Source organism: Rhizobium quercicola (genome assembly GCF_021168455.1).
GTDB classification, from domain to species: Bacteria; Pseudomonadota; Alphaproteobacteria; order Rhizobiales; family Rhizobiaceae; genus Ferranicluibacter; species Ferranicluibacter quercicola.
In genome coordinates this window covers 159,101-185,537 of the sequence record NZ_JAJOZR010000003.1, presented here as the reverse complement: position 1 = coordinate 185,537, position 26,437 = coordinate 159,101, and the positions used below count along the sequence as shown (strand labels likewise).

Annotated in this window: 22 protein-coding genes, 1 tRNA gene and 1 riboswitch; of the genes, 14 read left to right on the top strand and 9 right to left on the bottom strand. The window is 64.4% G+C overall.

Annotation, left to right across the window (positions count from 1 at the left end):
• Nucleotides 1–50: 50 nt before the first annotated feature.
• A complete protein-coding gene (ppk2, locus tag LRX75_RS06025; RefSeq protein WP_231812989.1) occupies nucleotides 51–935 on the bottom strand; it encodes a polyphosphate kinase 2 in 885 nt (294 codons plus the stop codon).
• Between the two features lie 241 nt (nucleotides 936–1,176).
• On the opposite strand from ppk2, the gene phoR reads away from it, so the two are divergent.
• The 7 genes from phoR (at nucleotide 1,177) to phoB (ending at nucleotide 9,063) form a co-directional block, all read left to right on the top strand.
• Complete coding sequence (gene phoR / locus LRX75_RS06020; RefSeq protein WP_231812988.1) at nucleotides 1,177–2,415, top strand: phosphate regulon sensor histidine kinase PhoR; 1,239 nt, start codon at nucleotides 1,177–1,179, stop codon at nucleotides 2,413–2,415.
• Nucleotides 2,416–2,611: 196 nt separating this feature from the next.
• Complete coding sequence (locus LRX75_RS06015) at nucleotides 2,612–3,646, top strand: substrate-binding domain-containing protein (RefSeq protein ID WP_231812730.1); 1,035 nt, start codon at nucleotides 2,612–2,614, stop codon at nucleotides 3,644–3,646.
• A gap of 140 nt (nucleotides 3,647–3,786) precedes the next feature.
• On the top strand, nucleotides 3,787–5,271 hold the full coding sequence (gene pstC / locus LRX75_RS06010; RefSeq protein WP_113149262.1) for a phosphate ABC transporter permease subunit PstC: 1,485 nt from the start codon (nucleotides 3,787–3,789) through the stop codon (nucleotides 5,269–5,271).
• The gene (gene pstA, locus LRX75_RS06005; protein ID WP_231812728.1) at nucleotides 5,268–6,590 is read left to right on the top strand and encodes a phosphate ABC transporter permease PstA; all 1,323 of its coding nucleotides are present in this window, start codon (nucleotides 5,268–5,270) and stop codon (nucleotides 6,588–6,590) included. The genes pstC and pstA overlap by 4 nt, the downstream gene beginning before the upstream one ends.
• A 14-nt stretch (nucleotides 6,591–6,604) precedes the next feature.
• The gene (gene pstB, locus LRX75_RS06000) at nucleotides 6,605–7,420 is read left to right on the top strand and encodes a phosphate ABC transporter ATP-binding protein PstB (protein WP_113149260.1); all 816 of its coding nucleotides are present in this window, start codon (nucleotides 6,605–6,607) and stop codon (nucleotides 7,418–7,420) included.
• Between the two features lie 55 nt (nucleotides 7,421–7,475).
• Entirely contained in the window at nucleotides 7,476–8,186 is a 711-nt protein-coding gene (phoU, locus tag LRX75_RS05995; RefSeq protein ID WP_113149259.1) for a phosphate signaling complex protein PhoU, read from the top strand.
• Nucleotides 8,187–8,379: 193 nt separating this feature from the next.
• The gene (phoB, locus tag LRX75_RS05990; protein WP_062595195.1) at nucleotides 8,380–9,063 is read left to right on the top strand and encodes a phosphate regulon transcriptional regulator PhoB; all 684 of its coding nucleotides are present in this window, start codon (nucleotides 8,380–8,382) and stop codon (nucleotides 9,061–9,063) included.
• 160 nt (nucleotides 9,064–9,223) lie between these two features.
• Here the strand turns inward: phoB and LRX75_RS05985 are convergent, their stop codons facing one another.
• Nucleotides 9,224–9,796, bottom strand: coding sequence for a GcrA family cell cycle regulator (locus LRX75_RS05985; protein ID WP_231812726.1), 573 nt, complete (start codon nucleotides 9,794–9,796; stop codon nucleotides 9,224–9,226).
• Between the two features lie 542 nt (nucleotides 9,797–10,338).
• Between LRX75_RS05985 and LRX75_RS05980 the strand changes: the two genes are divergently transcribed.
• The 3 genes from LRX75_RS05980 to LRX75_RS05970 all read left to right on the top strand — a co-directional run bounded on the left by LRX75_RS05980 (nucleotide 10,339) and on the right by LRX75_RS05970 (nucleotide 13,746).
• Nucleotides 10,339–11,538: an aspartate aminotransferase family protein gene (locus LRX75_RS05980; RefSeq protein WP_231812724.1), complete on the top strand. Its 1,200-nt coding sequence runs from the start codon at nucleotides 10,339–10,341 to the stop codon at nucleotides 11,536–11,538.
• A gap of 96 nt (nucleotides 11,539–11,634) precedes the next feature.
• Nucleotides 11,635–12,552, top strand: a complete 918-nt coding sequence (gene argF / locus LRX75_RS05975) for an ornithine carbamoyltransferase (RefSeq protein ID WP_231812722.1) — start codon at nucleotides 11,635–11,637, stop codon at nucleotides 12,550–12,552.
• Nucleotides 12,553–12,759: 207 nt separating this feature from the next.
• The gene (locus LRX75_RS05970; protein ID WP_113149255.1) at nucleotides 12,760–13,746 is read left to right on the top strand and encodes an Hsp33 family molecular chaperone; all 987 of its coding nucleotides are present in this window, start codon (nucleotides 12,760–12,762) and stop codon (nucleotides 13,744–13,746) included.
• 54 nt (nucleotides 13,747–13,800) lie between these two features.
• Here LRX75_RS05970 and apaG read toward each other — a convergent pair whose 3' ends face one another.
• Nucleotides 13,801–14,193, bottom strand: coding sequence for a Co2+/Mg2+ efflux protein ApaG (gene apaG / locus LRX75_RS05965; protein ID WP_113149254.1), 393 nt, complete (start codon nucleotides 14,191–14,193; stop codon nucleotides 13,801–13,803).
• Nucleotides 14,194–14,347: 154 nt separating this feature from the next.
• Nucleotides 14,348–15,541: an O-succinylhomoserine sulfhydrylase gene (locus LRX75_RS05960; protein WP_231812720.1), complete on the bottom strand. Its 1,194-nt coding sequence runs from the start codon at nucleotides 15,539–15,541 to the stop codon at nucleotides 14,348–14,350.
• A gap of 45 nt (nucleotides 15,542–15,586) precedes the next feature.
• Nucleotides 15,587–15,665, bottom strand: a riboswitch (SAM riboswitch).
• Nucleotides 15,666–15,738: 73 nt separating this feature from the next.
• Between LRX75_RS05960 and LRX75_RS05955 the strand changes: the two genes are divergently transcribed.
• Nucleotides 15,739–16,833, top strand: a complete 1,095-nt coding sequence (locus LRX75_RS05955; RefSeq protein ID WP_231812718.1) for a 2'-deoxycytidine 5'-triphosphate deaminase — start codon at nucleotides 15,739–15,741, stop codon at nucleotides 16,831–16,833.
• 76 nt (nucleotides 16,834–16,909) lie between these two features.
• Nucleotides 16,910–16,983 (top strand) — tRNA-Gly (locus LRX75_RS05950).
• A gap of 332 nt (nucleotides 16,984–17,315) precedes the next feature.
• Here LRX75_RS05950 and LRX75_RS05945 read toward each other — a convergent pair.
• From LRX75_RS05945 to LRX75_RS05935, 3 genes are read right to left on the bottom strand one after another with little or no spacing between them, the layout of a single operon-like run.
• Nucleotides 17,316–19,001 carry a glycerol-3-phosphate dehydrogenase/oxidase gene (locus LRX75_RS05945; protein WP_231812987.1) on the bottom strand — a complete coding sequence of 562 codons (1,686 nt, stop codon included), beginning with the start codon at nucleotides 18,999–19,001 and terminating at the stop codon, nucleotides 17,316–17,318.
• Nucleotides 19,002–19,036: 35 nt separating this feature from the next.
• Entirely contained in the window at nucleotides 19,037–19,813 is a 777-nt protein-coding gene (locus LRX75_RS05940) for a DeoR/GlpR family DNA-binding transcription regulator (protein ID WP_113149251.1), read from the bottom strand.
• Nucleotides 19,810–21,348, bottom strand: coding sequence for an FGGY-family carbohydrate kinase (locus LRX75_RS05935; protein ID WP_231812716.1), 1,539 nt, complete (start codon nucleotides 21,346–21,348; stop codon nucleotides 19,810–19,812). The genes LRX75_RS05940 and LRX75_RS05935 overlap by 4 nt, the downstream gene beginning before the upstream one ends.
• 257 nt (nucleotides 21,349–21,605) lie before the next feature.
• Between LRX75_RS05935 and LRX75_RS05930 the strand changes: the two genes are divergently transcribed.
• Complete coding sequence (locus tag LRX75_RS05930; protein WP_231812714.1) at nucleotides 21,606–23,048, top strand: sensor domain-containing diguanylate cyclase; 1,443 nt, start codon at nucleotides 21,606–21,608, stop codon at nucleotides 23,046–23,048.
• Nucleotides 23,049–23,123: 75 nt separating this feature from the next.
• Here LRX75_RS05930 and LRX75_RS05925 read toward each other — a convergent pair whose 3' ends face one another.
• Complete coding sequence (locus LRX75_RS05925) at nucleotides 23,124–25,046, bottom strand: glycosyltransferase family 2 protein (RefSeq protein ID WP_231812712.1); 1,923 nt, start codon at nucleotides 25,044–25,046, stop codon at nucleotides 23,124–23,126.
• 94 nt (nucleotides 25,047–25,140) lie between these two features.
• On the opposite strand from LRX75_RS05925, the gene LRX75_RS05920 reads away from it, so the two are divergent.
• Nucleotides 25,141–25,977, top strand: coding sequence for a transporter substrate-binding domain-containing protein (locus LRX75_RS05920; protein WP_269456079.1), 837 nt, complete (start codon nucleotides 25,141–25,143; stop codon nucleotides 25,975–25,977).
• A 19-nt stretch (nucleotides 25,978–25,996) separates the two neighbouring features.
• Here LRX75_RS05920 and LRX75_RS05915 read toward each other — a convergent pair whose 3' ends face one another.
• Complete coding sequence (locus LRX75_RS05915; protein WP_231812708.1) at nucleotides 25,997–26,407, bottom strand: tellurite resistance TerB family protein; 411 nt, start codon at nucleotides 26,405–26,407, stop codon at nucleotides 25,997–25,999.
• Nucleotides 26,408–26,437 lie beyond the last annotated feature (30 nt).

Below are 26,437 nucleotides of genomic sequence, written 5' to 3'. Positions count from 1 at the left end.
GGGAGCGGCGGCCCCGGATCCCGGCGCCGCCTTGCGATGACGTCGGCACATCACGACTTGAGAAAATGGTGTTCCGATTTGAGGATCTTGCCGTCGATCTCGCCGATCGCCTTCTCGTCTTTCCCGGTATAGTCGAGTTGGGTCAGGATATGGCGGATGAGGTTCAGGCGGGCGCGACGGCGGTCGTTGCCGAGGATCACGGTCCAGGGCGCCTTGCCCTTGTGGGTTTCCGTCAGCATCCGGTCGCGCTTCTCGGTATAGTCGTCCCAGCGGGACAGGGCCTCGATGTCCATGGGTGAGAGCTTCCACACCTTCAGCGGATCGTGGCGGCGCTGGTGGAACTGCATCAGCTGCATTTCCTGCCCGATTTCCAGCCAGATCTTGAAGAGCACGATGCCCTCGTCGACGATCAGCTTCTCGAAGGGCGGGACCTGCTTGAGAAAATGCTCGTACTCCGCCGGCGTGCAGAAGCCCATGACCGGCTCGACGCCGGCACGATTGTACCAGGACCGGTCGAACAGCACGAACTCGCCCTTGGTCGGAAAATGCGAGATGTAGCGCTGGAAATACCATTGCCCGCTTTCCGTCTCGGTCGGCTTGGTCAGCGCGACGATCCGTGCGGTGCGCGGGTTCATATAGGCGCGGGTCTCGTGGATCGCGCCCCCCTTGCCGGCCGCATCGCGGCCCTCGAACAGCACGATCACGCGCTTGCCGCTCCCCTGCTGCCAGGTCTGCACCTTCACCAGCTCGATCTGCAGCTTTTCCAGCTCGGCCTTGAAGACGTCCTTGTTCAGCTTCTTGTCATAGGGGTAGCCGCCGGAGGCCATGGCGGATTTCGTGATCCAGTCCGGCAGCTCCGGCGTGTCGACGTCGAACAGGCGCGTCTTCCCGTTGATGACGATCTCGACCGGCTTGATGTCGTCCATGCTGCTCATCTCCCGTGTGGCGGGCGGGGCCAAGCCGGAAAGGCCGGTCGCCGCCGTGGCTGGGGAGCAGGCCATAAGTCCATTGCGATTTCAAGCGCACCGTGAAAATCATGTCATGAAGCCGGGTTACATGCTGCATGTCGCCGCACCGGCCAACAGGTGTGATGGGACGGGCCTGTCGGCTCCGGCCCGTTCCGGCAGGCAGCGACAGTCGGGAGGACGCGTGCAGGAAACGACATATTGGCGGACGATGGCCACCCGCATCTGGGCGGAGAAATGGCTGATCGGCCTGACGCTTGCCGGCTGCGCCGGGCTGAGCGCGACCAGCGGCCACGCCGTGCTTGCCGGCGCCTTCTGGATCATCCTCGTCGCCGCACTCCTGAGGCAACCGGCAGCCCCCGCACCGCCCGCATCCATCGAGCCGCTGCCCTCGACCGGCGAGGCCGAACTGGCGACGCTCGAAGCCGGCTTCGACGCCCTAGATATGCCGGTGCTCGTCATCGGACCGGATGAGCGCGTGCTCTTCCAGAACCAGGCCGCCGAGAAGGCCTTCGGCGTCATTCCTGCCAATTCCGACTTGTCCGGCCGGGTTCGCTCGCCGGGCATCCTCGATATGGTGCGCGAAACCATCGCCACGGGCCGTATCAACCAGATCGAGCATTCCGAGCGCCTGCCGTCCGAAGCCGTCTATATCGTGCGCGTCGCGCCGACCGCGCTGTCGGCTGTCCAGCCCGGGCCGGCATCCACGCCGGAAAACCGCGATACCGTCTATGTCGTCTCCTATCGCGATATCTCGCAGGCGCGCCGCATCGATCGCATGCGCTCCGACTTCGTCGCCAATGCCAGTCACGAACTGCGCACGCCGCTCGCCTCCCTGCGCGGCTTCATCGAGACGCTGCAGGGGCCGGCGCGCAACGATGTGAAGGCGCATGAGCGGTTTCTCGGCATCATGCTGGAGCAGGCGACGCGGATGAGCCGCCTGGTCGACGACCTGCTGTCGCTCTCCCGCCTTGAGCTGAAATCCCACATCGCGCCCGAGCAGGAGGTGGCGATCGGACCGCTGCTCAGCCATGTCTGCGACACGCTGGGTCCGCTCGCTCAGGACTTGGGCATCACCATCTCGCTCGATGTTCCGTCATCGCCCGTCGTGGTTCAGGGGGATCGCGACGAGCTGATCGAGGTGTTCGAAAACCTGGTGGAAAATGCCTGCAAGTACGGGCAGGAGGGCAAGACCGTCGAGGTGACCGTGTCGGGCGGCGGGGGAGACCCGGTCGAGGTCTCGGTGCGCGATCACGGGCCGGGCATTCCTGCCGAGCATGTCCCGCGCATCACCGAACGTTTCTACCGGGTGAATGTGGAGGCCAGCCGCTCGAAGAAAGGCACCGGTCTGGGGCTTGCGATCGTCAAACACATCCTCACCCGGCATCGCGCGCGGCTGATCGTCCGCTCGGTTCTGGGCGAGGGAACCGTTTTCACCGTCCGTTTCTGACGGAATATCGCACGAATCCGGCTCGTGGAAGAAAAATCAAGAATATTCAATAAGATGGTCTGTCATAAATCTTTCGTCAACTTGACATAAAAGCTGGTGGCATCGGCCGCTAATGAAGGACGGCCGATGCGAATAAACGGCGAAAGCGAGCGCTGACACTCTAGCGCACCCACACAAGCCCATCCGGGAGAATTCCATGAACGCCCTGAAACTGACTGCTGCAGCCTTGGTGGCTTCCGTCGCCTTTGCTGGCGCTGCTGCTGCCCGCGACCAGATCCAGATCGCTGGTTCGTCCACCGTTCTTCCCTATGCCAAGATCGTTGCCGAAACCTTCGGCGAGACCTTCCCCGACTTCAAGACGCCGGTCGTCGAATCCGGCGGCACGGGCGCCGGCCTCAAGGAATTCTGCAAGGGCGTCGGCCCCGACACCATCGACATCGCCAATGCTTCGCGCAAGATCAAGGACAGCGAACTAGCGGAATGCAAGTCGGCCGGCGTGATCGAAGTGCAGGAAGTCAAGATCGGCTATGACGGCATCGTGTTCGCCACCGACAGCGGCAATGCCGACCTGAAGCTCGAGCCGAAGGACCTCTATCTCGGCCTCGCAGCCCAGGTCGTCGTCGACGGCAAGCTCGTTGCGAACCCCTACACGAAGTGGTCCGAGGTCAACAAGAACCTGCCGGACGCCGACATTGCCGCCTACATCCCGGGCGAAAAGCACGGCACGCGCGAAGTCTTCGAAGAGAAGATCCTTCATGCAGGCTGCAAGGCTTCCGGCGCCGAAGACGTCATCAAGGCGGCCGTTGCCGATGCCAAGGAACAGGCCCGCACCTGCGTCGCCGTTCGCAAGGATGGCAAGGCTGTCGACATCGATGGCGACTACACGGAAACCCTGGCCCGCATCGCTGCCAACAAGAACGGCATCGGCGTCTTCGGTCTCGCTTTCTATGAAAACAATGCCGACAAGCTGAAGGTTGCGACCGTCAACGGCGTCGTTCCCTCCACGGAAACGATCGCTTCGGGCGAATACCCGGTCTCGCGCCCGCTGTTCTTCTACGTCAAGAAGGCGCATCTCGGCGTTATCCCCGGCCTGAAGGAATTCGTCGAATTCTTCCTCGACGACCAGATGGTCGGCCCGGAAAGCCCGCTGTCGGCCTATGGTCTCGTGTCCGCACCGGACGCAGAGCGCGAAGCCGACCGCAAGGCCTTTACCGACGGCACGCTGCTGTAATAGGAGCCGATCCGGAGACCCGGTCTCTTAAGGATCACCCCGCACGGCGCCTGAGCGCCGTGCGGGAGCCCCAACGTTCGAATGGCCGGCGTCCGATCTTGCAGCATGCGATGTCGTGAAACGACCGGGGGACCCAGACCATGAGCGCTTCTCTCCTCTTTCTCCTCGTCCTGCTCGTCGGCGCATCCGCCTTCGTCATGGGGCGTTCGCGGGCCATGGCCACGGCCGGCGGCAAGCTATCCTCGCTGCATTCTCTGCCCGGCTACCACGGCAGCTACGCCGCCATCTGGGCTCTGCTTCCGTCGCTCGTCGTGCTCGCCGTCTGGCTCGTCGCCGCACCGCCGATGATCGATCGCAGCGTGCTCTTCCATCTTCCGACAGAGGTCCTGAACCAGGGCAACGCTCCTGCCCAGCTTGCGCTCGGCCAGGTCAAGTCGGTTGCCCGCGGTCTCGCCCTTCTCTCGGACGCCGAGCGCAGTGCGCTCGACAGCGGCTCCATCAATCTTCGCGACGCCATGGGGGCCAAGGGCATTCCGCTGGCTGGCGCCGGCGAGCCCTGGATGATCGAGTCCGCCACGACCTTCAACAGGATGACGGCAAACAGCCATCTCGCCATGGCCGGGGTCGTGCTGCTGCTGGCCATCGGCGGAACGCTCCTGGCGCTCCGCGGCATCTCGCAGCGCTTCCGGGCCCGCAACCGTGTGGAGCAGGTCATTCTCGGCGGCCTGATCCTCGCTTCCTCCATCGCCATCCTCACCACCGTCGGCATCATCGGCTCCATGCTGTCGGAGGCCCTGCGCTTCTTCGCCTCCGTGTCGCCGATGGAGTTCTTCTTCGGCACGGTCTGGGATCCGCGCTTCGCCGCCGCCGGCCAGGCCGGGCAGGCCGGACAGTTCGGCCTCCTGCCGCTTCTCGCCGGCACGCTCTACATCGCCTTCGTCGCCATGCTCTTCGCCGTGCCGATCGGCCTCTTCGCCGCCATCTACATGGCGGAATATGCCAGCAACACGGTGCGCTCGATCGCCAAGCCGCTGCTCGAGATCCTCGCCGGCATCCCGACCATCGTCTACGGCTTCTTCGCCCTCGTCACGGTCGGCCCGTTCCTGCGCGATATCTCGGGCCAGCTGAACGGCCTCGTCACCGGCAACTATGCCAGCTTCATCCAGGCGCAGAGCGTTCTCACGGCCGGCATCGTTATGGGTATTATGCTGATCCCCTTCGTGTCCTCGCTGTCCGACGACATCATCACGCAGGTCCCCGGCTCGCTGCGCGACGGTTCGCTCGGCCTCGGCGCAACGCGATCGGAAACCATCAAGCGTGTCGTTCTGCCGGCAGCGCTTCCCGGTATCGTCGGCGCCCTTCTGCTCACGGCCTCCCGTGCCGTCGGCGAAACCATGATCGTGGTGCTCGCGGCCGGTGTCGCCGCGCGCATGCAGATCAACCCCTTCGAGCCGATGACGACCGTCACGGTGAAGATCGTCAACCAGCTGACGGGCGACCTGGAGTTCACCTCTCCCCAGACCCTCGTCGCCTTCGCACTCGGCATCACGCTCTTTGCCATCACGCTCTGCCTCAACATTTACGCGCTCTACATCGTGCGCAAATACCGGGAACAGTACGAATGACCGACATGACTTCATCGCTCGCCGGTGCGTCGCAGCGTCCCGCATCCACCCGTCGCGATATCGGCATCAAGCGCCGCTACGCCGCAGAACGCCGCTTCCGGGCCTATGGCATCGGCGCGATCTCCATCGGCATCTTCTTCCTCGGTCTCCTGCTCTGGACCGTCGTGTCCAAGGGCTACACGGCCTTCCTGCAGACCGAGATCGTCCTGCCGATCACCTTCAGCGAACAGGTCATCGACCCGAAGAACGAACGGGCGACCAATCCTGCCAAGCTGATGACGGCGAACTATCCGCTGCTGGTGCGCGATGCACTGGTGCAGAAGCTGGGCCTGGACCCGGCCAACCGGGCGGACGTCAAGCTGGCGACCGACATGGTTTCGGCGAGCGCCCGCACGCAGCTTCGCGACGTCGTCGTCGCCAACCCGGCCATCATCGGCCAGACGGTGCCGGTGGCCTTGCTGGCCGAGGGCAACATCGACTCGGCCAACAAGGGCCAGATCGACGTGACGGTGGACGAGGCCAACCGCAAGGTGAAGGACAAGCAGCTCGGCTGGATGCAGACGCTGTCGCAGGACGGCGCGATGACGAAGTCGTTCAACACGGGGCTCTTCACCTCTGGCGCCTCCTCGCGTCCCGAAGCCGCCGGCATTGGCGTCGCCGCGCTCGGCTCTCTCTACATGATGCTGATCGTGCTGGTGCTGTCGCTCCCGATTGGGGTCTCCGCCTCGATCTACCTCGAAGAGTTCGCGCCGAAGAACAAGCTGACCGACCTCATCGAGGTCAACATCAACAATCTCGCGGCCGTTCCCTCCATCGTCTACGGTCTGCTCGGCCTGTCGATCTTCATCAACTTCGCGGGCATGCCGCGCTCGGCAGCCCTCGTCGGTGGTCTCGTCCTCACGCTGATGACGCTTCCCACCATCATCATCGCCACGCGTGCGGCCCTGAAGGCCGTGCCGCCGTCCATCCGGGCTGCGGCCCTCGGCCTCGGCGCCTCGAAGATGCAGACCATCTTCCACCACGTCCTGCCGCTTGCCATGCCGGGTATCCTCACGGGCACCATCATCGGCCTGGCCCATGCGCTGGGTGAAACCGCGCCGCTGCTTCTCATCGGCATGGTGGCCTTCGTGGTCGACTTTCCGGGCTCGCCGCTCGAACCGTCCACGGCACTCCCGGTCCAGATCTACATGTGGGCCAACGAAGCCGAACGTGCATTTGTCGAACGGACCTCCGGCGCGATCATCGTGCTCCTGATCTTCCTGGTGGTCATGAACCTTGGCGCAATCCTGTTGCGGCGCCGCTTTGAACGACGCTGGTAGTGAGGTAGAAAACAATGAACATGATGTCAGAAGCGACTCTCGAAAAGGCGGTCGATCAGAAGATGAATGCTGTCCCTCACAAGATGATCGGCAAGGATGTGTCGGTCTACTACGGCGAAAAGCGCGCGCTCTTCGACGTGAACCTCAACATCCGGGAAAACACGGTCACGGCGCTGATCGGCCCCTCGGGCTGCGGCAAGTCCACCTTCCTGCGGACGCTCAACCGCATGAACGACACGATCGACCACTGCAAGGTCACGGGCAAGATCACGCTCGACGGCGGCGATATCTACGATCCCTCGATCGACGTCGTCGAATTGCGGGCCCGTGTCGGCATGGTCTTCCAGAAGCCGAACCCGTTTCCGAAGTCCATCTACGAAAACGTGACCTACGGCCCGAAGATCCACGGTCTCGCCCGCAGCAAGGCCGAGCTCGACGCCATCGTCGAGCAGAGCCTGCAGAAGGCCGGTCTCTGGAACGAGGTGAAGGATCGCCTGCACGAGTCCGGCACCGGCCTTTCCGGTGGCCAGCAGCAGCGTCTCTGCATCGCGCGCGCCGTTGCCGTCAGCCCCGAGGTCATCCTCATGGACGAGCCCTGTTCGGCGCTCGACCCGATCGCCACCGCCAAGGTCGAGGAACTGATCCACGAGCTGCGCGCCAACTATACGATCGTGATCGTCACGCACTCCATGCAGCAGGCCGCCCGCGTCTCGCAGCGCACCGCCATGTTCCACCTCGGCAATCTCGTCGAGGAGAACGACACCGACAAGATGTTCACCAATCCGGATGACCAGCGCACCCAGGATTACATCATGGGCCGCTTCGGCTGATCGGTCGACCGACCGACAGCCTTGCGCCCGTGACCGAACTCCAAGGACAGGATCCATGGCAACCCATATCGCATCCGTCTATGACGAAGACCTGAAATATCTCAGCCGCCGCATCTCCGAAATGGGTGGCCTTGCCGAGCAGATGGTGGCCGAATCCGTTCGCGCCCTCGTCAATGCCGATCTGGGCCTCGCCCAGAAGGTCATCTCCGACGACGTCGTGCTCGACGATGCCGAGCGCCAGATCGGCGAGAAGGCGATCGTGACGATTGCCAAGCGCCAGCCGATGGCGGCCGATCTGCGCGAGATCATGGGATCGATCCGCATCGCGGCCGATCTCGAGCGTGTGGGCGACCTCGGCAAGAACACGGCCAAGCGCGTCATTGCCGTCTCCAGCGCCAGCCTGCCGCGGCAGCTGGCCCGCGGCATCGAGCATCTGGCCGAACTGACGCTGATGCAGTTGAAGGAAGTGCTGGACGTCTACGCTTCCCGCTCGGCCGAAAAGGCAAAGGCCATTCGCGAGCGCGACGGTGAGATCGACGCGATCTACACCTCGCTGTTCCGCGAACTCCTGACCTACATGATGGAAGATCCGCGCAACATCACGCCCTGCACGCATCTTCTCTTCTGCGCCAAGAATATTGAACGCATCGGCGACCACGCGACCAATATCGCCGAGACGATCTACTACATGACGACCGGCGCGCAGCCGCTCGGCGAACGTCCGAAAGACGACTCGTCGAACACGGTCGGCGCACTCGCCACCTAAGCGCGGGGCGCGCGGGAGCCGGTCCGCTCCCGCGCCATCGCCGCCGGTCTTGGAGCCGGCAGACGTTCGGCTGGAGGTATGCAGCCATCCGGCGGTCTCTCGCCGCCACGCATGAAAACTGTCAACGATGATCGCCGCCCTCGGGTTCTGGCGAAAGCCTTGTCGCGTGACAAGGACACTACGGAGTCCAGAAATGCAGCCGAAAATTGCCGTCGTGGAAGATGAAGAAGCCCTGAGCGTTCTCCTGCGTTACAATCTCGAGGCCGAGGGCTTCGATGTCGACACCATCAACCGGGGCGACGAGGCGGAGGTGCGGCTGCAGGAACGGCTGCCCGATCTTCTGATCCTCGACTGGATGCTGCCCGGCGTTTCCGGCATCGAGCTCTGCCGCCGTCTGCGCCAGCGCAGCGAAACGGAGCGCCTGCCGATCATCATGCTGACGGCGCGCGGCGAGGAGAGCGAGCGGGTCCGCGGCCTTGCCACCGGCGCCGACGATTATGTGGTCAAGCCCTTCTCGACGCCCGAGCTGATCGCGCGGGTGAAAGCCATGCTGCGCCGCGCGCGCCCGGAGGTTCTTTCCTCGCTTCTGAAATGCGGCGATATCGAGCTCGATCGCGAAACCCACCGCGTCCACCGCAAGACCCGCGAAGTCCGCCTCGGGCCGACGGAGTTCCGCCTGCTCGAATTCTTCATGGCCTCGCCCGGCCGCGTCTTCTCGCGCTCGCAGCTTCTCGACGGCGTCTGGGGGCACGATATCTACGTGGACGAGCGCACCGTCGACGTCCATGTCGGCCGCCTGCGCAAGGCCCTGAACTTCTCCAACATGCAGGATGTCATCCGCACGGTCCGCGGGGCGGGTTACTCGCTGGAAAGCTGAGCCCGCGCCGACCACCAGAAGCGCAACGTTTCCAGGGGCGTCAGGCCGGTCGATCGGGCGCATCTTCGGGACAGGCGCAACCCCTCCATTATCCAGAACGAAAAAAAGGCCTTCTTCGTGCTCCGAAAAAGGCCTTTCACGTCGTGGGTCTCTGGAGCGCCTATCGCGCGCGGCGACGCTCGGCCGAGGGCTGGTAGGCCAGCTTGGCGTGGAAGGTGCAATAGGGCGAGCTGTCGGGCGAATCGTTGCCGCAGAAGTGAAACTCGTCCTTCATCGGGTCGCCGATCGGCCACTTGCAGGTGCGGTCGGTGAGCTGCGTCAGAACGAGCTTGCGCGACATCGGCACGACGACATTGCTGCCGGTGGCGCCGCTCGCTCCGCTGCCGGTCACCGTCAGTGCGGTCTCCGGTGCGAAGGCGCTTTCGGAGTCCTCGATGACGTTCATCGTGCTGACCGGGCGTGCCGTCGGACGCAACGGTGCGGAGCGCGGCGCCGCGTTGGCGACGACCGCTTCGGGAGCGGCCGGACGTGCGACGGCGACGGGACGCTTCGGGCGGGTTGCGCTCGGCGCGGCACCACCGGCCTTGGCGCGACCGGGAAGCGACAGACGGTGAACCTTGCCGATGACGGCATTGCGGCTGACGCCGCCGAGCTGTGCCGCGATCTGGCTCGCGCTCAACCCCTCGGCCCAGAGCTTCTTCAGTCTCTCCACCCGCTCGTCAGTCCAGTTCATTGTCGTCTCCGTTCCAGGCCGTTCACAAAGGACGAATCCCTCACCGCGTCCCGGATGGCTCCGAGACTGCAACGCCTTGACTCTTTTGGTGACTAGGTCCGCCGCATGCGTCTAGCAATTATTTACTAACCTAGAGACGGGGTGACTCCGTGACAAGAGTCCCATGAATCGACCCGAATCGATTTTTGGGTTTTCCCCAACTTGCTGTCACCGCGTGATATATTTGCAAGGTCTTTTCGCCGGAAAGCATCGCGGCTGAAAAACGCGCAAAAAGCCTGTCGTTCCGGGACTTTTGTTGACAGCGGCACGTGAAGTACCGATAGTGCGCTCGCCGCCCTCTGGGCGGTATTTTTACTGCAGAATTCCTGACGTCGGGATCGGTTTCCGGGCAGGATTTCGCAGCAACTCTAACGTGTTAGAGCGACCTTGACGCGTCATGGACGACGCGCGGCGCTCTAGTGTCGGGCCGGCGCTGCCGGTCTCTGCAGAACAGGTCGAACCTTCCCCGCAGCCCGCGCGGACAGGACGAGGAGATTGGCACGATGGCCGAGGCAACCCCGCTTTACGAAACCTACATGCGCGCGCCGCTGCGCTTCGAGCGCGGCGAAGGTGTCTGGCTGGTGGCGGAAGATGGCACGCGCTATCTCGATTTTGCCGCCGGCGTGGCCGTCAATTCGCTCGGTCACGCCCATCCCCATCTGGTGGCGGCGCTGAAGGACCAGGCCGACAAGGTCTGGCACCTGTCGAATCTCTACGAGATCCCCGGCCAGGAAAAGCTCGCCACGCGCCTGACGGACAACACCTTCGCCGACAAGGTCTTCTTCACCAATTCCGGCGCGGAAGCGCTGGAGTGCGCCATCAAGACCGCCCGCCGCTACCAGTTCGCCAAGGGCCGGCCGGAGCGCTTTCACGTCATCACCTTCGAAGGTGCTTTCCACGGCCGCACGCTTGCGACCATCGCAGCCGGCGGGCAGGCGAAATATCTTGAGGGCTTCGGCCCGAAGGCGCCGGGCTTCGTCCAGGTTCCCTTCGGCGACCTCGATGCCGTCAAGGCGGCGATCACCGAGGAGACGGCCGCAATCCTGATCGAGCCGATCCAGGGCGAGGGCGGCATCCGCCCGGCACCCAAGGCCTTCCTGCAGGCCCTGCGCGATCTCTGCGACGAACACGGCCTGATGCTGATCTTCGATGAAGTCCAGTGCGGCGTCGGCCGGACCGGCAAGCTCTTCGCCTATGAATGGTCGGGCATTTCGCCGGACATCCTAGCAGCTGCAAAGGGAATCGGCGGCGGCTTTCCGCTCGGCGCTTGCCTCGCGACGGAAGAGGCCGCCTCCGGCATGGTCGCCGGCACGCATGGCTCCACCTATGGCGGCAACCCGCTGGCCATGGCCGTCGGCAACGCCGTGCTCGACGTGGTTCTGGGCGAGGGCTTCTTGGAGCATGTCCGCGACGTCGCGCTCGTCTTCCGTCAGGGATTGGCCTCGCTTGCCGATCGCTTTCCCGATGTGATCGAGGAGATCCGCGGCGAAGGCCTCATGCTCGGTATCAAGGCGGCGGTTCCCTCGGCGGAGTTGCTGAAGGCGATCCGGGCGGAAAAGATGCTGGCCGTTCCCGCCGGCGAAAACGTCATCCGCCTGCTGCCGCCGCTGATCACGACCGCAGAGGAAGCCCGCGAGGGCCTTGCCCGCATCGAGCGCGCCAGCGAGACCCTGACGGCGGTCAAGCAGCGCGCCACGGCTTGAGGCCGAGACGGATACCGAAACCCAGGATTACCGACACCCATGCCCGCACACGGAGGCTGAAGCCCCGATGGGACAAGGACAGGACACCGCATTTCCATGGCTGATACCCGGCACTTCCTCGATCTCTCCGCCATGTCGGCGGAGAACCTACGCTCCATCATCGATGATGCGCGGGTGCGAAAGGCAGCGACCAAGGCCGGAACCGCCGAGAAGCCGCTGGCCGGCAAGATGCTCGCCATGATCTTCGAAAAGCCTTCCACCCGCACCCGTGTGTCCTTCGATGTCGGCATGCGGCAGCTGGGTGGCGAGACGCTGTTCCTGTCGGGCACGGAAATGCAGCTCGGGCGCGCCGAAACCATCGGCGATACTGCCAAGGTCCTCTCGCGCTATGTCGATGCGATCATGATCCGCACCACGGATCACAGCCGCCTTCTGGAGCTGGCAGACCATGCCACCGTGCCCGTCATCAACGCGCTGACGGATACGACGCATCCCTGCCAGATCATGGCCGACATCATGACCTTCGAGGAGCATAACGGCCCCGTGAAGGGCAAAACCATCGCCTGGACCGGCGACGGCAACAATGTGCTGCACTCCTTCATCGAGGGCTCGGCGCGGTTCGGCTACACGATGAAGATGGCCGTACCGCTCGGCTCCGAGCCCGACGACAAGATTCTCAACTGGGCGCGCAACAATGGCGGCAATGTCGTGCTGTCGCACGATCCGGAAAAGACGGTGGCCGGTGCCGACTGCGTGGTGACCGATACCTGGGTCTCGATGAACCAGGAGCACCGCGCGCGCGGTCACAATGTCTTCCAGCCGTATCAGGTCAATGCCGCCCTGATGGCGCGGGCGGACGAGAACGCGCTGTTCATGCACTGCCTGCCCGCGCATCGTGGTGAGGAAGTCACCGACGACGTGATCGACGGTCGCCAGTCCGTCGTGTTCGACGAGGCAGAGAACCGCCTGCATGCCCAGAAGTCGATCCTCGCCTGGTGCCTGGGCGCTCTCTGAGCACACGCCCCGAGCCTTGCATGGCTGAAACCTTGAAAAGCGGCATCCGGCTCCCGATTTAGGGGCAAGCGGATGCCACGGTTTTCTGCTGGCATTTCATATCAATCCAATAGAATGGAGTTGCGGCGTGCGATTCCCGGACCTGTCCGGGGCGCTGTCATCTGCGTTCGGGCTCGCCGCGGCGGGTCTTGCATCAGGAGGTTGGACATGGTGGACAAGGGACCAGATCTCGGCGAATTCGGCTATGCGGGCGACGATCGTGTCGTGCCTTTCCAGGTGGAAGGCCTCGACGTGCGCGGTCGCGCCGTCCAGCTCGGGCCGATGCTGGATGCGATTCTCGAACGTCACAATTACCCGCTGCCGGTCGCGCGTCTCGTGGCCGAAACGGTGGTGCTCACAGTGCTGCTTGGCACCTCGCTGAAGTTCGACGGCAAGCTGATCATCCAGACGAAGAGCGATGGTCCGGTGGATCTCGTCGTTGCCGATTTCTCGACCCCGGACCGTGTGCGCGCCTATGCCCGCTACGACGAGGAGGCCTTGGCCAGCGCCATCGAGAAGGGTGAAACCGATCCGCAGGCTCTGCTTGGCGAAGGTGTCCTCGCCTTCACCATCGACCAGGGCGAGTTCACCCAGCGCTATCAGGGCATCGTGCCGCTCGACGGCGCCTCGCTGGAAGAGATCGCTGGCGTCTACTTCCGCCAGTCGGAGCAGATCCCGACCAAGGTGCGCCTCGGCGTTGCCGAGCTTCTGGATCGCGACGAGAACGGCAAGCCGCGTCATCGCTGGCGGGCCGGCGGCATGGTCGCGCAGTTCCTGCCGGAAGCACCCGACCGGATGCGCCAGCCGGACCTGCATGGCGGCGACGGTGCCGAGAGCTTCGACGGCAGCGTGGACGACCTCTGGGACGAGGCCCGCGTGATGGTGGAAACGATCGACGCGGACGAACTGACGGACCCCATGGTCGGCACGGAACGGCTGCTCTTTCGCCTGTTCCATGAGCGCGGCGTGCGGGTCTATCCGCCGCAGGCCGTCTACGACCAGTGCGCCTGCTCGCGTGAGAAGCTGCGCGACGTCCTCGCCAGCTTCAGCCAGGAGGAAATCGACAGCACGGTGGAGGATGGCGTCATCTCGGTGACCTGCGAGTTCTGCTCGACCACCTACACCTTCGAGGCGACGGAAGTCCGTCCGCAGTAATCGGCTCGCCAAACGCTCGCCCAGAGACAGGTTCCCGGCTCTTCCCGCCGGGAGTCAGTTCAGCGTGCGGCTCAGACCCGGCAGGTCCAGCGAGAAGGCGGGAATGTCCACCGTGAAGGTCTCGCCGTCCGGCGTCTCCATCGCGTAATGGCCGAACATGACGCCGGAGGGCGTGTCGAGCGGACAGCCGGAGGAATATTCGAACGTATCGCCCGGGTTCAGGATGGGCTGCTCGCCGATCACGCCGGGGCCGTTCACCTCGTCCACCTGTCCGTTCTCGTCGGTGATATGCCAGTAGCGCGTCATCAGCCGCACCGTCTTGACGGAGCGGTTGGAGATCAGGATCCGGTAGCCCCAGACGTAGCGCCCATCTTCGGGATCGGACTGATCCTCGAGATAGTAGGGCTCTACGGTGACTTCGATGTCCCGTGTCAGCGCGCGATACATGATGCAAAACCTTTCCAGTCGCTGAACTCAGTCTACGGCCAGATGGTTTCCCGAAGAATAACGCGCGCGAAAAGTGTGTTGCAGCGCGGGACAAAGAAAAATCGCGCCGGTGCGGCGCGATTTCAGGGTTTACGGCGATCGCGGACGGGTTGGCTCAGGCCGAGACGGCCTTGAGCGCCCGGGCGAAATCCTCGATCAGGTCGTCACTGTCCTCGATCCCGGCGGAGAGGCGCACGGTACCGTCAGAAATGCCGAGTTCGGCGCGGGCGTCTTCGGCGAGGTTCTTGTGCGTCGTGGTCGCGGGATGCGTGATCAGGCTCTTGGCATCGCCGAGATTGTTGGAGATCTTGACGATCTCCAGAGCGTTCTGCAGCGCGAACGCCGCCTCCTTGCCGCCCTTCATCTCGAAGCAGACCAGCGTGGAGCCACCCTTCATCTGCCGCGCGATGATGTCGGCCTGCGGGTGATCCTTCCGGCCGGGATAGATGACGCGGGCGATCTGGTTCTGCTCGGCCAGGAAATCGGCAACCTTCGCCGCATTCTCGCTCTGCTGGCGCACGCGCAGCGGCAGGGTTTCGATGCCCTTCAGCAGCGTCCAGGCATTGAACGGCGACAGGGCCGGGCCCGTGTGGCGGAAGTAGTCGTGCAGATGCTCGTCGATCCAGTCCTTCGACGACAGGATGACGCCGCCGAGGCACCGGCCCTGGCCGTCGATATGCTTGGTGGCGGAATAGACGACGACATGCGCGCCGAGGTCGAGCGGCTTCTGCAGCAGCGGCGTCGCAAAGACGTTGTCCACCACAAGCTTGGCACCCGCCGCATCGGCAAGCTTGGCCACGGCGGCGATATCGACCACTTCCAGCGTCGGGTTGGTCGGGCTTTCGAGGAAGAAGACCTTGGTGTTCGGGCGGATCGCCTTTTCCCAGTTCTCGATGAAGCGGCCATCGACCAGCGTGCATTCGATGCCGTAGGTCGGCGCCAGCGTTTCCACGACCCAGCGGCACGAGCCGAAGAGCGCACGGGCGGCAACGATATGATCGCCGGCCTTCAGCTGGCAGAGAATGGCTGCGGACACGGCTGCCATGCCCGAGGCCGTGGCGCGCGCATCCTCGGCGCCTTCCAGCAGGCACATGCGCTTTTCGAACATGTCGTTGGTCGGGCTGCCGTAGCGGGCATAGATGAAGCCGTCCGTCTCGCCCTTGAAGCGCGCTTCCGCGGCCTCCGAGGTGTCGTAGAGGAAGCCCTGCGTGAGGAAGATCGCCTCGGACGTCTCGCCATGGTTGGAGCGGGTGGTGCCGCCGTGAACGAGCTGTGTCGCCGGGCGCCAGGTGTTGTTTGCCGTGCTCATCGCTTGTCTCCTTCCAGAAACAAAAAAACCGGTCGCGTAAAGCAGACCGGTTCGAGCCCGGTCTTTTTAGCCATTTGTTTAACGTGGCTGCAAGCCGACCGGCCAAATCACCACGGGATAAGTTCCCATACGTCTTCGCCCCGCTTGCGTCAATCGGCCGTATTTGGTTTTGTCGGCCTCGAAAAAAGGATGATGGCATGGCGCGCGAAACGGGCATTCTGGCGGATAGCGCAATCGCTTCGCTGTTCGATGATGGCCGCCTTCTGAGCGAAGGACCGCTGGACGAGGACCAGATCCAGCCGGCGAGCCTCGACCTGCGGCTCGGCGCCCGGGCCTTCCGGGTGCGCGCGAGCTTCATGCCGGGGCCCGGCCATCTCGTCGCCGACAAGCTCGATCGCCTGAAGCTGCACGTGATCGACCTGACCGAGGGCGCCGTGCTCGAAACAGGCTGCGTCTACATCGTCCCCCTGATGGAAAGCCTCGACCTGCCGGCTGCGATGTCGGCCTCGGCCAATCCGAAAAGCTCGACCGGCCGGCTCGATATCTTCACCCGCGTCATCACCGATCGCGCGCAGGAGTTCGACAAGATCCCGGCCGGCTATCGCGGCCCGCTCTATCTCGAAATCAGCCCGCGCACCTTCCCCGTCATCGTGCGGCGCGGCTCGCGCCTGTCGCAGATCCGCTTCCGCGTCGGCCATGCGCTGCTGACGGAGGGCGAGGTTCTCGACCTTCACCGCACGGAGACGCTGGTGGCCAGCGATACGCCGAACGTTTCCGGTGCCGGCATCGCCCTGTCGATCGACCTGAAGGGAACCGGCGCCGACGGGCTGATCGGCTATCGCGGCAAGCACCACACGGCCGTGGTGGATGTGGACCGCAAGGGCGCTCACGGGATCTACGATTTCTGGGAGCCGCTCTACAGCCGCGGCGCCGACGAGCTCATCCTTGATCCCGATGAGTTCTACATCCTCGTCTCGCGCGAGGCCGTGCATGTGCCGCCGCTCTTTGCCGCGGAAATGACGCCGTTCGATCCGCTGGTCGGCGAGTTCCGCGTCCATTATGCCGGTTTCTTCGACCCCGGCTTCGGCCATGCGCAGGCGGGCGGCACGGGCAGCCGCGCCGTGCTTGAAGTGCGCAGCCACGAGGTGCCCTTCATTCTCGAACACGGCCAGATCGTCGGCCGCCTCGTCTACGAACACATGATGGAGCGCCCGAAAGGTCTGTACGGCCTCGGTGTCGGATCGAACTATCAGGCGCAGGGCCTGAAGCTTTCCAAGCACTTTCGTGGCTGAGAGCCGCGTTTCGCATCCGCGTTTTCGCGCTTGAGGATTGACACGCCGCCGCATCTGTTGGATGTCTGGCGCATCGGCGGGTGTAGCTCAATGGTAGAGCAGCAGCTTCCCAAGCTGAATACGAGGGTTCGATTCCCTTCACCCGCTCCAGCCCCTTCCTGTGCGACCCTGAGATATATGTCACCGCTCCACGCCGGCTCGGGGCCGGTCGATCGGCTGGAATGATTTTTCCGAAGAAAATTCGGCTCTGACTTGAAGCCGTCACATTCGGCCCCTATATTCGTCTTATCGGCAACCGGTCGAGCGTTTCGAAAGAAGAGATGTTCTCGGGTCCGATACAAGCTTTCGTCGATTTGACCACGGATGTACTGGCAACTTGATAAAAGCGAATGAGGAAGGTCGGTGCGGTTTCGCCCCGGCCTTTTTTATTGTCTTGAAGCCCCCGAAAATATTGGCGCATTTCGGGCGACGAACCCCGGCGACTACGCCAGGGTCACGCCATGCAGCCGCGAGAGTTCGTCGCTGACGCTCTCGATCTCCTGCTCCATTCTTGCCGCATCCCACGCGAGCCCCTGGCCGGCAATCTCCGCGATCCGGCGGAGGAGGCGCCGTGTCAGCGTTCCCGTGACGGCGAGCGCCGTGCGGCGAAGCACGATATCGGCGAGCCGTCCCACCTGCTCATGGCGGATGAGATAATCGATCTCGCCTTCGACATGGTCCGGCGCGTCGGGAAGGGCGACGGCACTCGACGCGGCGATGTGCCGGGCGACGGCGTGCGCTGTCGTTCCATAGCGGGCGAACAGCGCTTCCGCTTGCGCCTGGGGAAGCCCTGATGTCGCGGCGATATCGGCGACCAGCCGGTGGCGTGCCGCATCGTCGCCGGGATAGTTGCGCCCGCCGCCGATCGGCATCACCTCCGTCGAAACCGCGCGCGACCGGCCGAGGCGCTGCAAGACGGTGTCGGCCACCTCTTCGGCATAGCCGCGAAACGTCGTCCACTTGCCGCCGACGAGAGACAGCACGGGGAAGGGGCGGTCCCCCGTCGGCTCCAGCACCGGCGTCACATGATCGCGGCTGATCAGGCCGGGATCCCTCGCATCATTAGCCGGCAAAGGACGGATGCCGCTGTAGGTGTAGACGATCTGGCTGCGGTCGAAATGCATCTTCGGCAGGAGCTTGCCGAGGCTGTCGAGCAGGTAGTCGATCTCGTCGTCCTCGCAGCGCACGCTGTCGGGCTGGTCGGCCTTGATGTCGGTCGAGCCGACCATCGCGCGGCCGAGATAGTCGAAGACGAGGCAGATCCGGCCGTCGTCCGCCTCGAAGTAGATCATCCGCCCGTCGAGCTCTTTCAGCAGCGCGTCATGGCGCAGCAGGATGTGCGAGCCCTTGGTGCCGCCGATCATGCGGGATGTCTCGCCGAGCGTGGCATTGACCGTGTCGATCCAGGGCCCGCCGGCGTTCACAACGATCTTCGGTTTGACGCGCAGCGTTGCACCGTCGAGCAGGCTGGAGATGACGAGCGTATCGCCGGCGCGGCTTTCCAGGCGTGCATGATTGACGGCGGCAGAGGTGGGGCTGGCCGCAAGGCCGTCGCGCACCAGTTCGGCCACCAGCCGCTCGGGATGCGTCACGGTCGCGTCGTAATAGGTGCCGGTGGCCACGATACGGGGCGTGAGCGCCGGCAGGCTGCGCAGCGATGCGGCCTTGCCGGCCATGCTGTGCCGCGGCATCACCCGCTGGCGCGCGCCATAGGCGTCGTACATCGACAGTCCGGTCTTGATCAGAAGCGCGCCGCGGCTGCGCGGCGTTCCCTTGGCACCGAAGAGCGTGCGCACGGCCGACCAGACGCCTTTCGTCCAGGAAAAGATGGGAATGACGGTTGCGAGCGGCTTCACATAATGCGGCGCGTTGCGCAGCAGCAGGTTGCGCTCATAGGTGGATTGCGCCACCAGACGCAGCTCGCCCGTTTCCAGGTATTTCAGGCCCCCATGGATCAGCCGCGAGGGTGCGGCACTGGTGCCGGATCCGTAATCCGACTTGTCGAGGATGAGGCAGGTCAGGCCTTGCGCGCAGAGATCGCGAAACAGCCCGGCGCCGTTGACGCCCGCGCCGATGATGACGACATCGACGGTGCCGGTTCTCGCGATCGCTTCCATGCGCTCGGCCATGCCGCCCGGCCAGCGCGTCTCGTTGACGGTTTCGCTCATGATGTCCTGCCTGTCTTGATGATGCTGAGGGGAACGCCGCGTGCCAGAAGATCGGCGCGGACGGTGTCGGCCAGCCTGTCCGTCGCCAGAACGGCATCGAAGGCCGTGAGATCGGCAAAGACGTTCAGCGCGACCTTGCCGAATTTCGACGAGTCGAGCAGCAGGATACGGCGCGAGGCCGCGGCCATCATCGCCTGCTTGACCTTGGTCACCTGCGCGTCCTGGATAAATGCCGTGCCGCCATCCACCGCCGAGGCCGAGCAGAAGAACACATTGGCCCGGAGCGCTGCGACGGTGCGTTCCGTCGTCAGGCCGATGAAGGCGTTGAAGGTGCGGTGGTAGGTGCCGCCGAGGCAGAGCACCTCGATGTCGTCGATGTCGATCAGCCGGTTGGTGGAGACGAGCCCGTTGGTGATCACCGTCAGCGGCCGCACGCCGGCGAGGAGGTCGGCAAGGGCGGCACCGGTGGTGCTGTCGTCGAGCATCACCGCCTGTCCGGGCTCCACATGGGCAAGCGCTGCACGCGCCAGCGCCGCCTTCTCCGCCTTGCCCACGGTCTCGCGATAGCGGAAGGCGCTCTCGTAGAGGCCGGATGGCTGAACGGTGACGGTGCCGTGCAGCTTGCGCAGCACGCCCTGATGGGCAAGCCGGTCGACATGGCGGTGGATCGTCATGCGGGACACGCCGAAATGCGCGACCAGATCCTCGATGCGGGCCTGTCCGGCCTGCATGATATAGTCGGCGATCTCCTCCCGGCGGGCATCGGCCTTCATGTCGCGATCGCCCGTCGCGAACCTTCCGCAAGCCGCTCGATGGCGCGCCAGTGCGGCTGCATCGCCTCCGCCATCTCGCGGTAGAGCGTATACCGTGCCGCAAGGGCCGCCCGTCGCTCCGGGTCCGGCATGTGGCTGCGCAGGATCGTCGTCGTCTGGCGGGCGCCGGCCTGCGGGCTCTCGTAGAGGCCGATCGCGGCGCCCGCCGTCAATGCGGCGCCCCAGGCGGCGGCCTCATCCGCCGAGGTCACGTGGACCGGCAGGTCGAGCGCATCGGCAAACATCTGCGACAGCGCCGGATTGCGTGCGCCGCCGCCCGAAATCCGCGCCTCCGTGATCGGCATGACGCTGCGCAGGTCGTCCACATGGGCCTTGTGGTTGAAGACGATTCCTTCGAGGACGGCCTTCAGCATATCGCCGCGATCGTGCCAGCCGTGAACGCCGAAGAAGCCCGCGCTTGCCGTGCTGCCATAGGGCGAGCCGAACAGGTAGGGGTGGAACAGGATATCGGACGGACGACCGAAGGCGGCATCGAGTTCCGGTTTCAGAAGCGCATGCACGCCGGTGCCGCTCGCTGCGGCTTCGCTCTGCTCGGCACGGCAGAACTGGTCGAGGAACCAGTCGTAATTCGCAGTCGATGCCGGGGAAACGGCCATGTTGTTCCACTGCCCGGGCTCGATGGCGCTTCGGCAGTGCCAGCGCGAATTGGTGACCGGCCGGTCCGTCACCACCTCGTTGATCGAGTAGGTGCCGGCAACGATCGACAGCAGCCCCACCTCGTGCCCGCCGATGCCCAGGGCGGAGGCGGTCACATCGTGCAAGCCGGCGGCGACCGGCGTCCCCTCCACAAGCCCGGTCAGCGCGGAAGCCGCGGCCGTCACGCCGCCGACGATCGCCGCCGACGGCGCCATGTCGGGAAGCGCGTTCCACACGGCGTCCAGACCGAACAGCGCCAGCGCCTCGCGGTCGAAGGCCTGCGTCGCGACGTTCGTGAAGGCAATGCTCGCCTCCGTCCGGTCCGTGCCGATCGTGCCGGTCAGGCAGAAGCGCAGCCAGTCCTTGCAGGCGAGCACATGGCCGATGCCGGCGAAGCGCTCCGGCTGATTGTCGCGCATCCAGGCAAGGATGGCCGAGGGTGCGGAAGCGTGCGGAGACTGGCCCGTCAGATCGAGCGCCCGCGCGGCGATATCGGTCGCGTTCCACGCGTCGGACAAGGTACCGGCGCGGCTGTCGAGCGACAGGATGCCAGGCCCCAGCGGCCGGCTGTCGCGGCCAAGCACATAGACGCCATCGCCATGCGCGGTCGCAGCGACAGCCTTGATGTCGGAGGGACGGCAACCGGCCGTCGTGATCGCTTCGCGGATCGCCTCGGCGGTGGCGGCCCAGAGCCCGTCCATGTCGCGCTCCACCCAGCGCGGATGCGGTAGCGACTGCGCGACCCGGCGACGCGCCACGGAGATCGGCGTTCCATCCGGCCGGAAGACGACGGCCTTCGTCACCGTGAGCCCATTGTCGATGCCGAGCAGGCAATCCATCGTTCCGTCCTCCCATCCCGATTCCGAAAGCGATGGCCGTCGGCGAGCGGTAACATACGGATGTGTGATATTCCCGTCAATCGGCGTGACATTGCCGTGACGATGTCACGCTGAGCCGTGAGACCATGCCGCGAATGGCGGGTTTTGCGTGCGGCGCAGCATAGGTTGCGTTGCAAGATCGTCTTTTCTTGGCTACGGCTCTAATGGTCAGTCAAACATGACGCATCGGTTCAACAAGGATCCATGATTTCGTGACGATGGAAGACGATGTAGCCCAAACGTTCGATCTGGCGCCGGTCGCCATGTGGATCGAGGATTTCAGCGGCGTCCAGGCCTTGTTCGAGACATGGCGTGGCGAAGGCGTCGAGAACATCTCCGCCTTCCTTGCCGAAGATCCTGCCCGTGTCGCAGCCTGTTCCAGCCGTATCAAGGTGCTGAAGGTCAACAGGCGAACGCTGGAGCTGTTTGAGGCGCGCGACCTCGATCATCTGGTTGAAAACCTCGGCCTCGTCTTTCGCGACGACATGCTGACCAGCCACATCAGCGAGCTCTCCCAGCTTTTCGACGGCAAGTCCGTCTTTGCCAGCAACGCCATCAACTACACGCTGGGCGGCCGCAGGCTCGATATCCAGCTGAGGGGCAATGTGCTTCCGGGCCACGAGAGGACGCTGGCCCGGGTGCTTCTTACCACGGAAGACGTGACGGCACGCGAAACGGCGGCCCGCGCGGAGCGGGAGAGCCGCCAGTATGCGGAAGGGATCTTCGAACACTCCCCGGTCTCGCTCTGGGTGGAAGATTTCAGCCGGATCAAACTGTTGCTCGACGACGTGCGCCGGCGCGGCATTCTGGATTTCCGCGTGTTCACCGACGTGCATCCCGAATTCGTCACGCAGTGCATGAGCGAGATCCGCGTGATCGACGTCAATCAGGCGACGCTCGATCTTTTTGGCGCACCCGATCGCCGGACGCTGCTCCACCGCCTCGCCGACATCTTCCGCGGCAACATGCAGCAGCATTTTCGCGAGCAGCTGATCGAGCTGTGGAACGGCAATCTGCTCCACCATCGCGAAGTCGTCAATTACGCGCTCGACGGGTCCGAGCGCTTCGTGCTGCTGCAGTTTTCCGTGTTGCCCGGACACGAGGACGACTGGTCGCTGGTCCAGGTCGCCCTGACCGATATCACCGCCCGCAAGAAGGCCGAGGCCTATCTCGAATATCTCGGCAAGCACGATGTCCTGACCAAGCTGCACAACCGTGCCTTCTACATGGAGGAGCTGAACCGGATCGAGCGGAAGTCCCTGCGTCCGGTGTCCGTCGTCATTCTCGATCTCAATGGTCTGAAGGAGGCAAACGATCAGCGCGGTCACGATGCCGGCGATGCGCTGTTGCGGCGTCTGGGAGAAGTGCTGAACGAAGCGGTGAGCGGCCCCAATCGCGCCGCGCGCATCGGCGGCGACGAGTTCGCCTTGCTCATGCCCGGCGCCGACGAAGCGGCGGTGGCGGCGATGATCGAGAGCATCGACGATCTTCTGAAGATCAACAACCAGTTCTATCCCACAGGAACACTCAGCGTCTCCATGGGCCGCGCGACCAGCACGGTCTCGGAAAGCATGGAGGCTCTGGTCAAGCGCGCCGATATCGACATGTACAAGCAGAAACAGGCCTATTACAGCCGCGCCGCGGCCAATCGGCGGCGCTGAGCAGGCGGCTTGCGGGCCCGCGTTCGTATCTTGCCGTCGCGTCCTTGAAGCGAGCCCGCTTCCACGGGCTATGTCCTATGAACGTGTCGGCCGGTGCGGCGTCTTGTTCCAGACGAAGGGCTTACGATAGAGCTCGATGATGGCAGCCCAGGCTGCGCCGGAGATCATCAGCCAGTAGGCGGGTACGGCCCGCCATCGTCCGCCCACGGCCCGCCACTCCTCGGCGCCCATCGGCTTGCGGCCGAGCTGGATCATGAGGGTGTAGCTGCCGATGATGTTGAGCGTGTCGAGGATTATCAGGCAGGAGGCAAGGACCGTGTCTCCGCTCGACAGATGGCCGTTAAGCAGCGTCCAGCCGAGATAGATCAGGAAGGCCAGGGTCAGCGGGTGCGCCAGCGCCGACAGGATCATGCCGGCAACGAGGATCTGCGCGGTCGCGAACGCCCTCCATCCCATCTGCCGGTAGAAGAGGCCGGGATCCCGCATCATCACGAGCCATGTCTGCAGCCAGCCCTTGAACCAACGCGTCCGCTGCGCAAACCAGGCTGCCGTGTCCGTCGGCGCGTCCTCGAGCGTCGGGCGACGGATCATCTGCGAGCGGTAGCCCAGGCGATAGAGCCGCATGCCGAGATCCGCATCCTCGGTCGTGTTGAACGGATCCCATCCTCCGACCGCCTTGAGCGCATCCACGCGAAAATGGTTCGATGTGCCGCCGAGCGGCAGGGGAAGGCCAGCCGATGACAGGAAGGGCAGCAGCCCGCGAAACAGAGCGGCATATTCGAGTGCGAACATGGCGCTCAGCCATCCCGCTCTGGCATTCGTGACGACCAAAGGCGACTGGAGGCAGGCAACGCGCGGATCCGCCGCGAGAAAGACGGCATGCGCCTCCCGCAGCTGGCCCGGGTCCGGCCGGTCCTCCGCGTCGTAGATGGTCAGGAACGTGCCGCGCGCACCGGGAAGGGCATAGCTCAGCGCCTTCGGCTTCGTGCGCGGCGCGGCGGCGGGAACGCGCACGATCTCGTATTCGGGCGATAGGGACAGGGCTTCCAGGGCGGCGAGCGTTTCGCCATCGTCGGCCTCGCAGATCAGCTTGATGTCGAGGCGCGACCGGGGCCAGTCGAGCCGATCGAGCGCGCCGACCAGCTGTGCCACGACCTCCGTCTCGCGGTAGAGGGCGACGAAGATCGAGTAGACCGGAAGGGGCCCCGTCGCGCGCGTATCGAGCCTCGGCGCGGACGCCGGCTTCAGCACGGCTTTCTTCACATGGAGGAGGGCGCGTGCGCGCAGGAAAAGCTGGCAGAAGTAGAGGGTGGTCAACACGAGATGCGTGACCAGCAGCCAGACGAGCGGCATGAGAAAGGCGGAGACGACAAAAAACGAAAGCCCGAGCCCGGCATAGAAGCCTTGCTTGCCCCAGAACACGATGCGGGCGCTGTGTTCGGGCCTGGCATCGAAAAGGAGGGTCACCGCGTCGCGCACGCGCCGCTCCCGGCCCGCCGTCCAGGCCGCCGTCCGCACCGCACGGGGTGTCGATACGGCCAGGATGTCGACAAGCGCCGGCCGTCGATCGAGCCTCAGCGCGAGATCGTGGAGCTGGTCGAGTTTGGGCACGATGACGGTGATCGCCGGCCGGCTCGAATGAAAGAGACGCAGCATGTCCGGCAAGACGAGCTGCGCATCCAGCGGTTCGGCATCGTGAACCTGATCGGCATCGATGTCCGCCATGAACGGAAGCCCCAGCAGATCCGCCAGCGCCTCGAAATAGAGCGTATCAACGATTTCGCCGGACGCCAGGAGTTCGTCCTCTGCGGTCGTCCCATTCTCCTGCGCCCGCAGCATCATCCGGGCGATCGTCGGCTTGCCGATGCCGAGTTTTAGAAGGAGACGCCCTTCGCGCAACAGATCCCCGGAAAAGGTCGGTAGAGGCGTGTTTTCCGGAACGGGACGCGCTCTTCGAGTAGCCATTTCCAGCAGCGACGGATAGTCTAGGACACGCATGAACACCTCGTCGCAGACAGCGTCGGCCGTGAAGACCGGAAGCCGGAATTTGATGAGAATGATACGGAACGTCTCAATTCAGCCGATCATTAGGATGATCTTAATCATCTTTGCGGCGGTCTGGATAGGAAATATTGCAGTGCACGCGGCGGAACCGGTGCGCGAACTGCCTTTGTCCTTCGACGCCCGCGAGCGGATCGCAAAGCCCGATCTCAGCGGGCTTGCACGCCTGCGGTTCCTGACCACCGTCGATTTTCCGCCGTTCAACTTCATCGACCAGTCGCAGAAGCTCTCCGGCTTCCATGTCGATCTCGCCCGCGAAATCTGCCGGGTTCTGGAGATCGAGGCGAAGTGTCAGATACAGGCGGTGACCTTTGAGGAGCTTCAGCCGGCGCTGGAGGAGGGACAGGGCGAGGCTGTGCTGGCCGGCGTCGATATGACGGACGCGCTTCGTCAGCGCTTTGCCTTCACGCGGCCGTTCCTGCGTCTCCCCGCCCGCTTCGCCGCGCGGACCCCGCCGGGAACGGTCGCCAAAACCGACCTCCCCGCACTCCTGGCAAAGCGGGTCGGCGTCGTCGCGGGCACGACGCACGAGGCCATGTTCAAGGCGTTCTTTCCCGCAGCCACGGCGCAGGCCTTTCCCGATCGCGCGGCCATGCTTCAGGCCCTGAAGACGGGCGCGGTGGAGGCGGTCTTCTCGGACGGGATGCAGCTGTCCTTCTGGGCAGCCTCGCCCGATGCGGCCGCCTGCTGCAGGCTCGTCGATGGCGCTTATGTCTCCGAGCACTTCCTTGGCGAAGGTCTGGCGATCATGAACCGGAAGGGCGATCCGGCCCTGACGCAGGCGCTGGATCACGCGCTTCTGGAGCTGTCCCGCAGCGGCCGCTTGAATGAAATCTACCTGCGATATTTCCCGACGGGCATCTACTGATCGCGCACGAAGCGCACTTTCAGTGGCGCATACGCGCCTGTGCACCCCGCTCGATGGCGGCGCAGACGAGCTTGTCGAGGCCGAGACGGTCGCGCAGCAAGGCGAGGAGCCGCAGCTCTTCGGTTCGGACGGTGAGATCGACGGCCGCGATATCGACGGCCAGCGCATAGGCCGTCTCGAACAGACGCGGCGGCAGCGCCTCGCGCACCAGTTCCAGCAGAATATCGAGCCCCTCCGGTGCCGACAGCAAGGTCGCGCAGCGCTGTGCCACGGGCACGAGGTCCTCTTCCTCGAAGTCGTCGAAGACGGGCAGGATGCGGCAGAGCTTGCCGATCCGCTCCAGCTCCTCGTCGCTCATGGCGCTGTCCACCGCCGACATCATGACCATGACGTGGATCAGGGCTTCCTGGTGGCTTAAGGTTTGGGACATGCGATCTCCGGGGTTCATCCGCTCCGCACG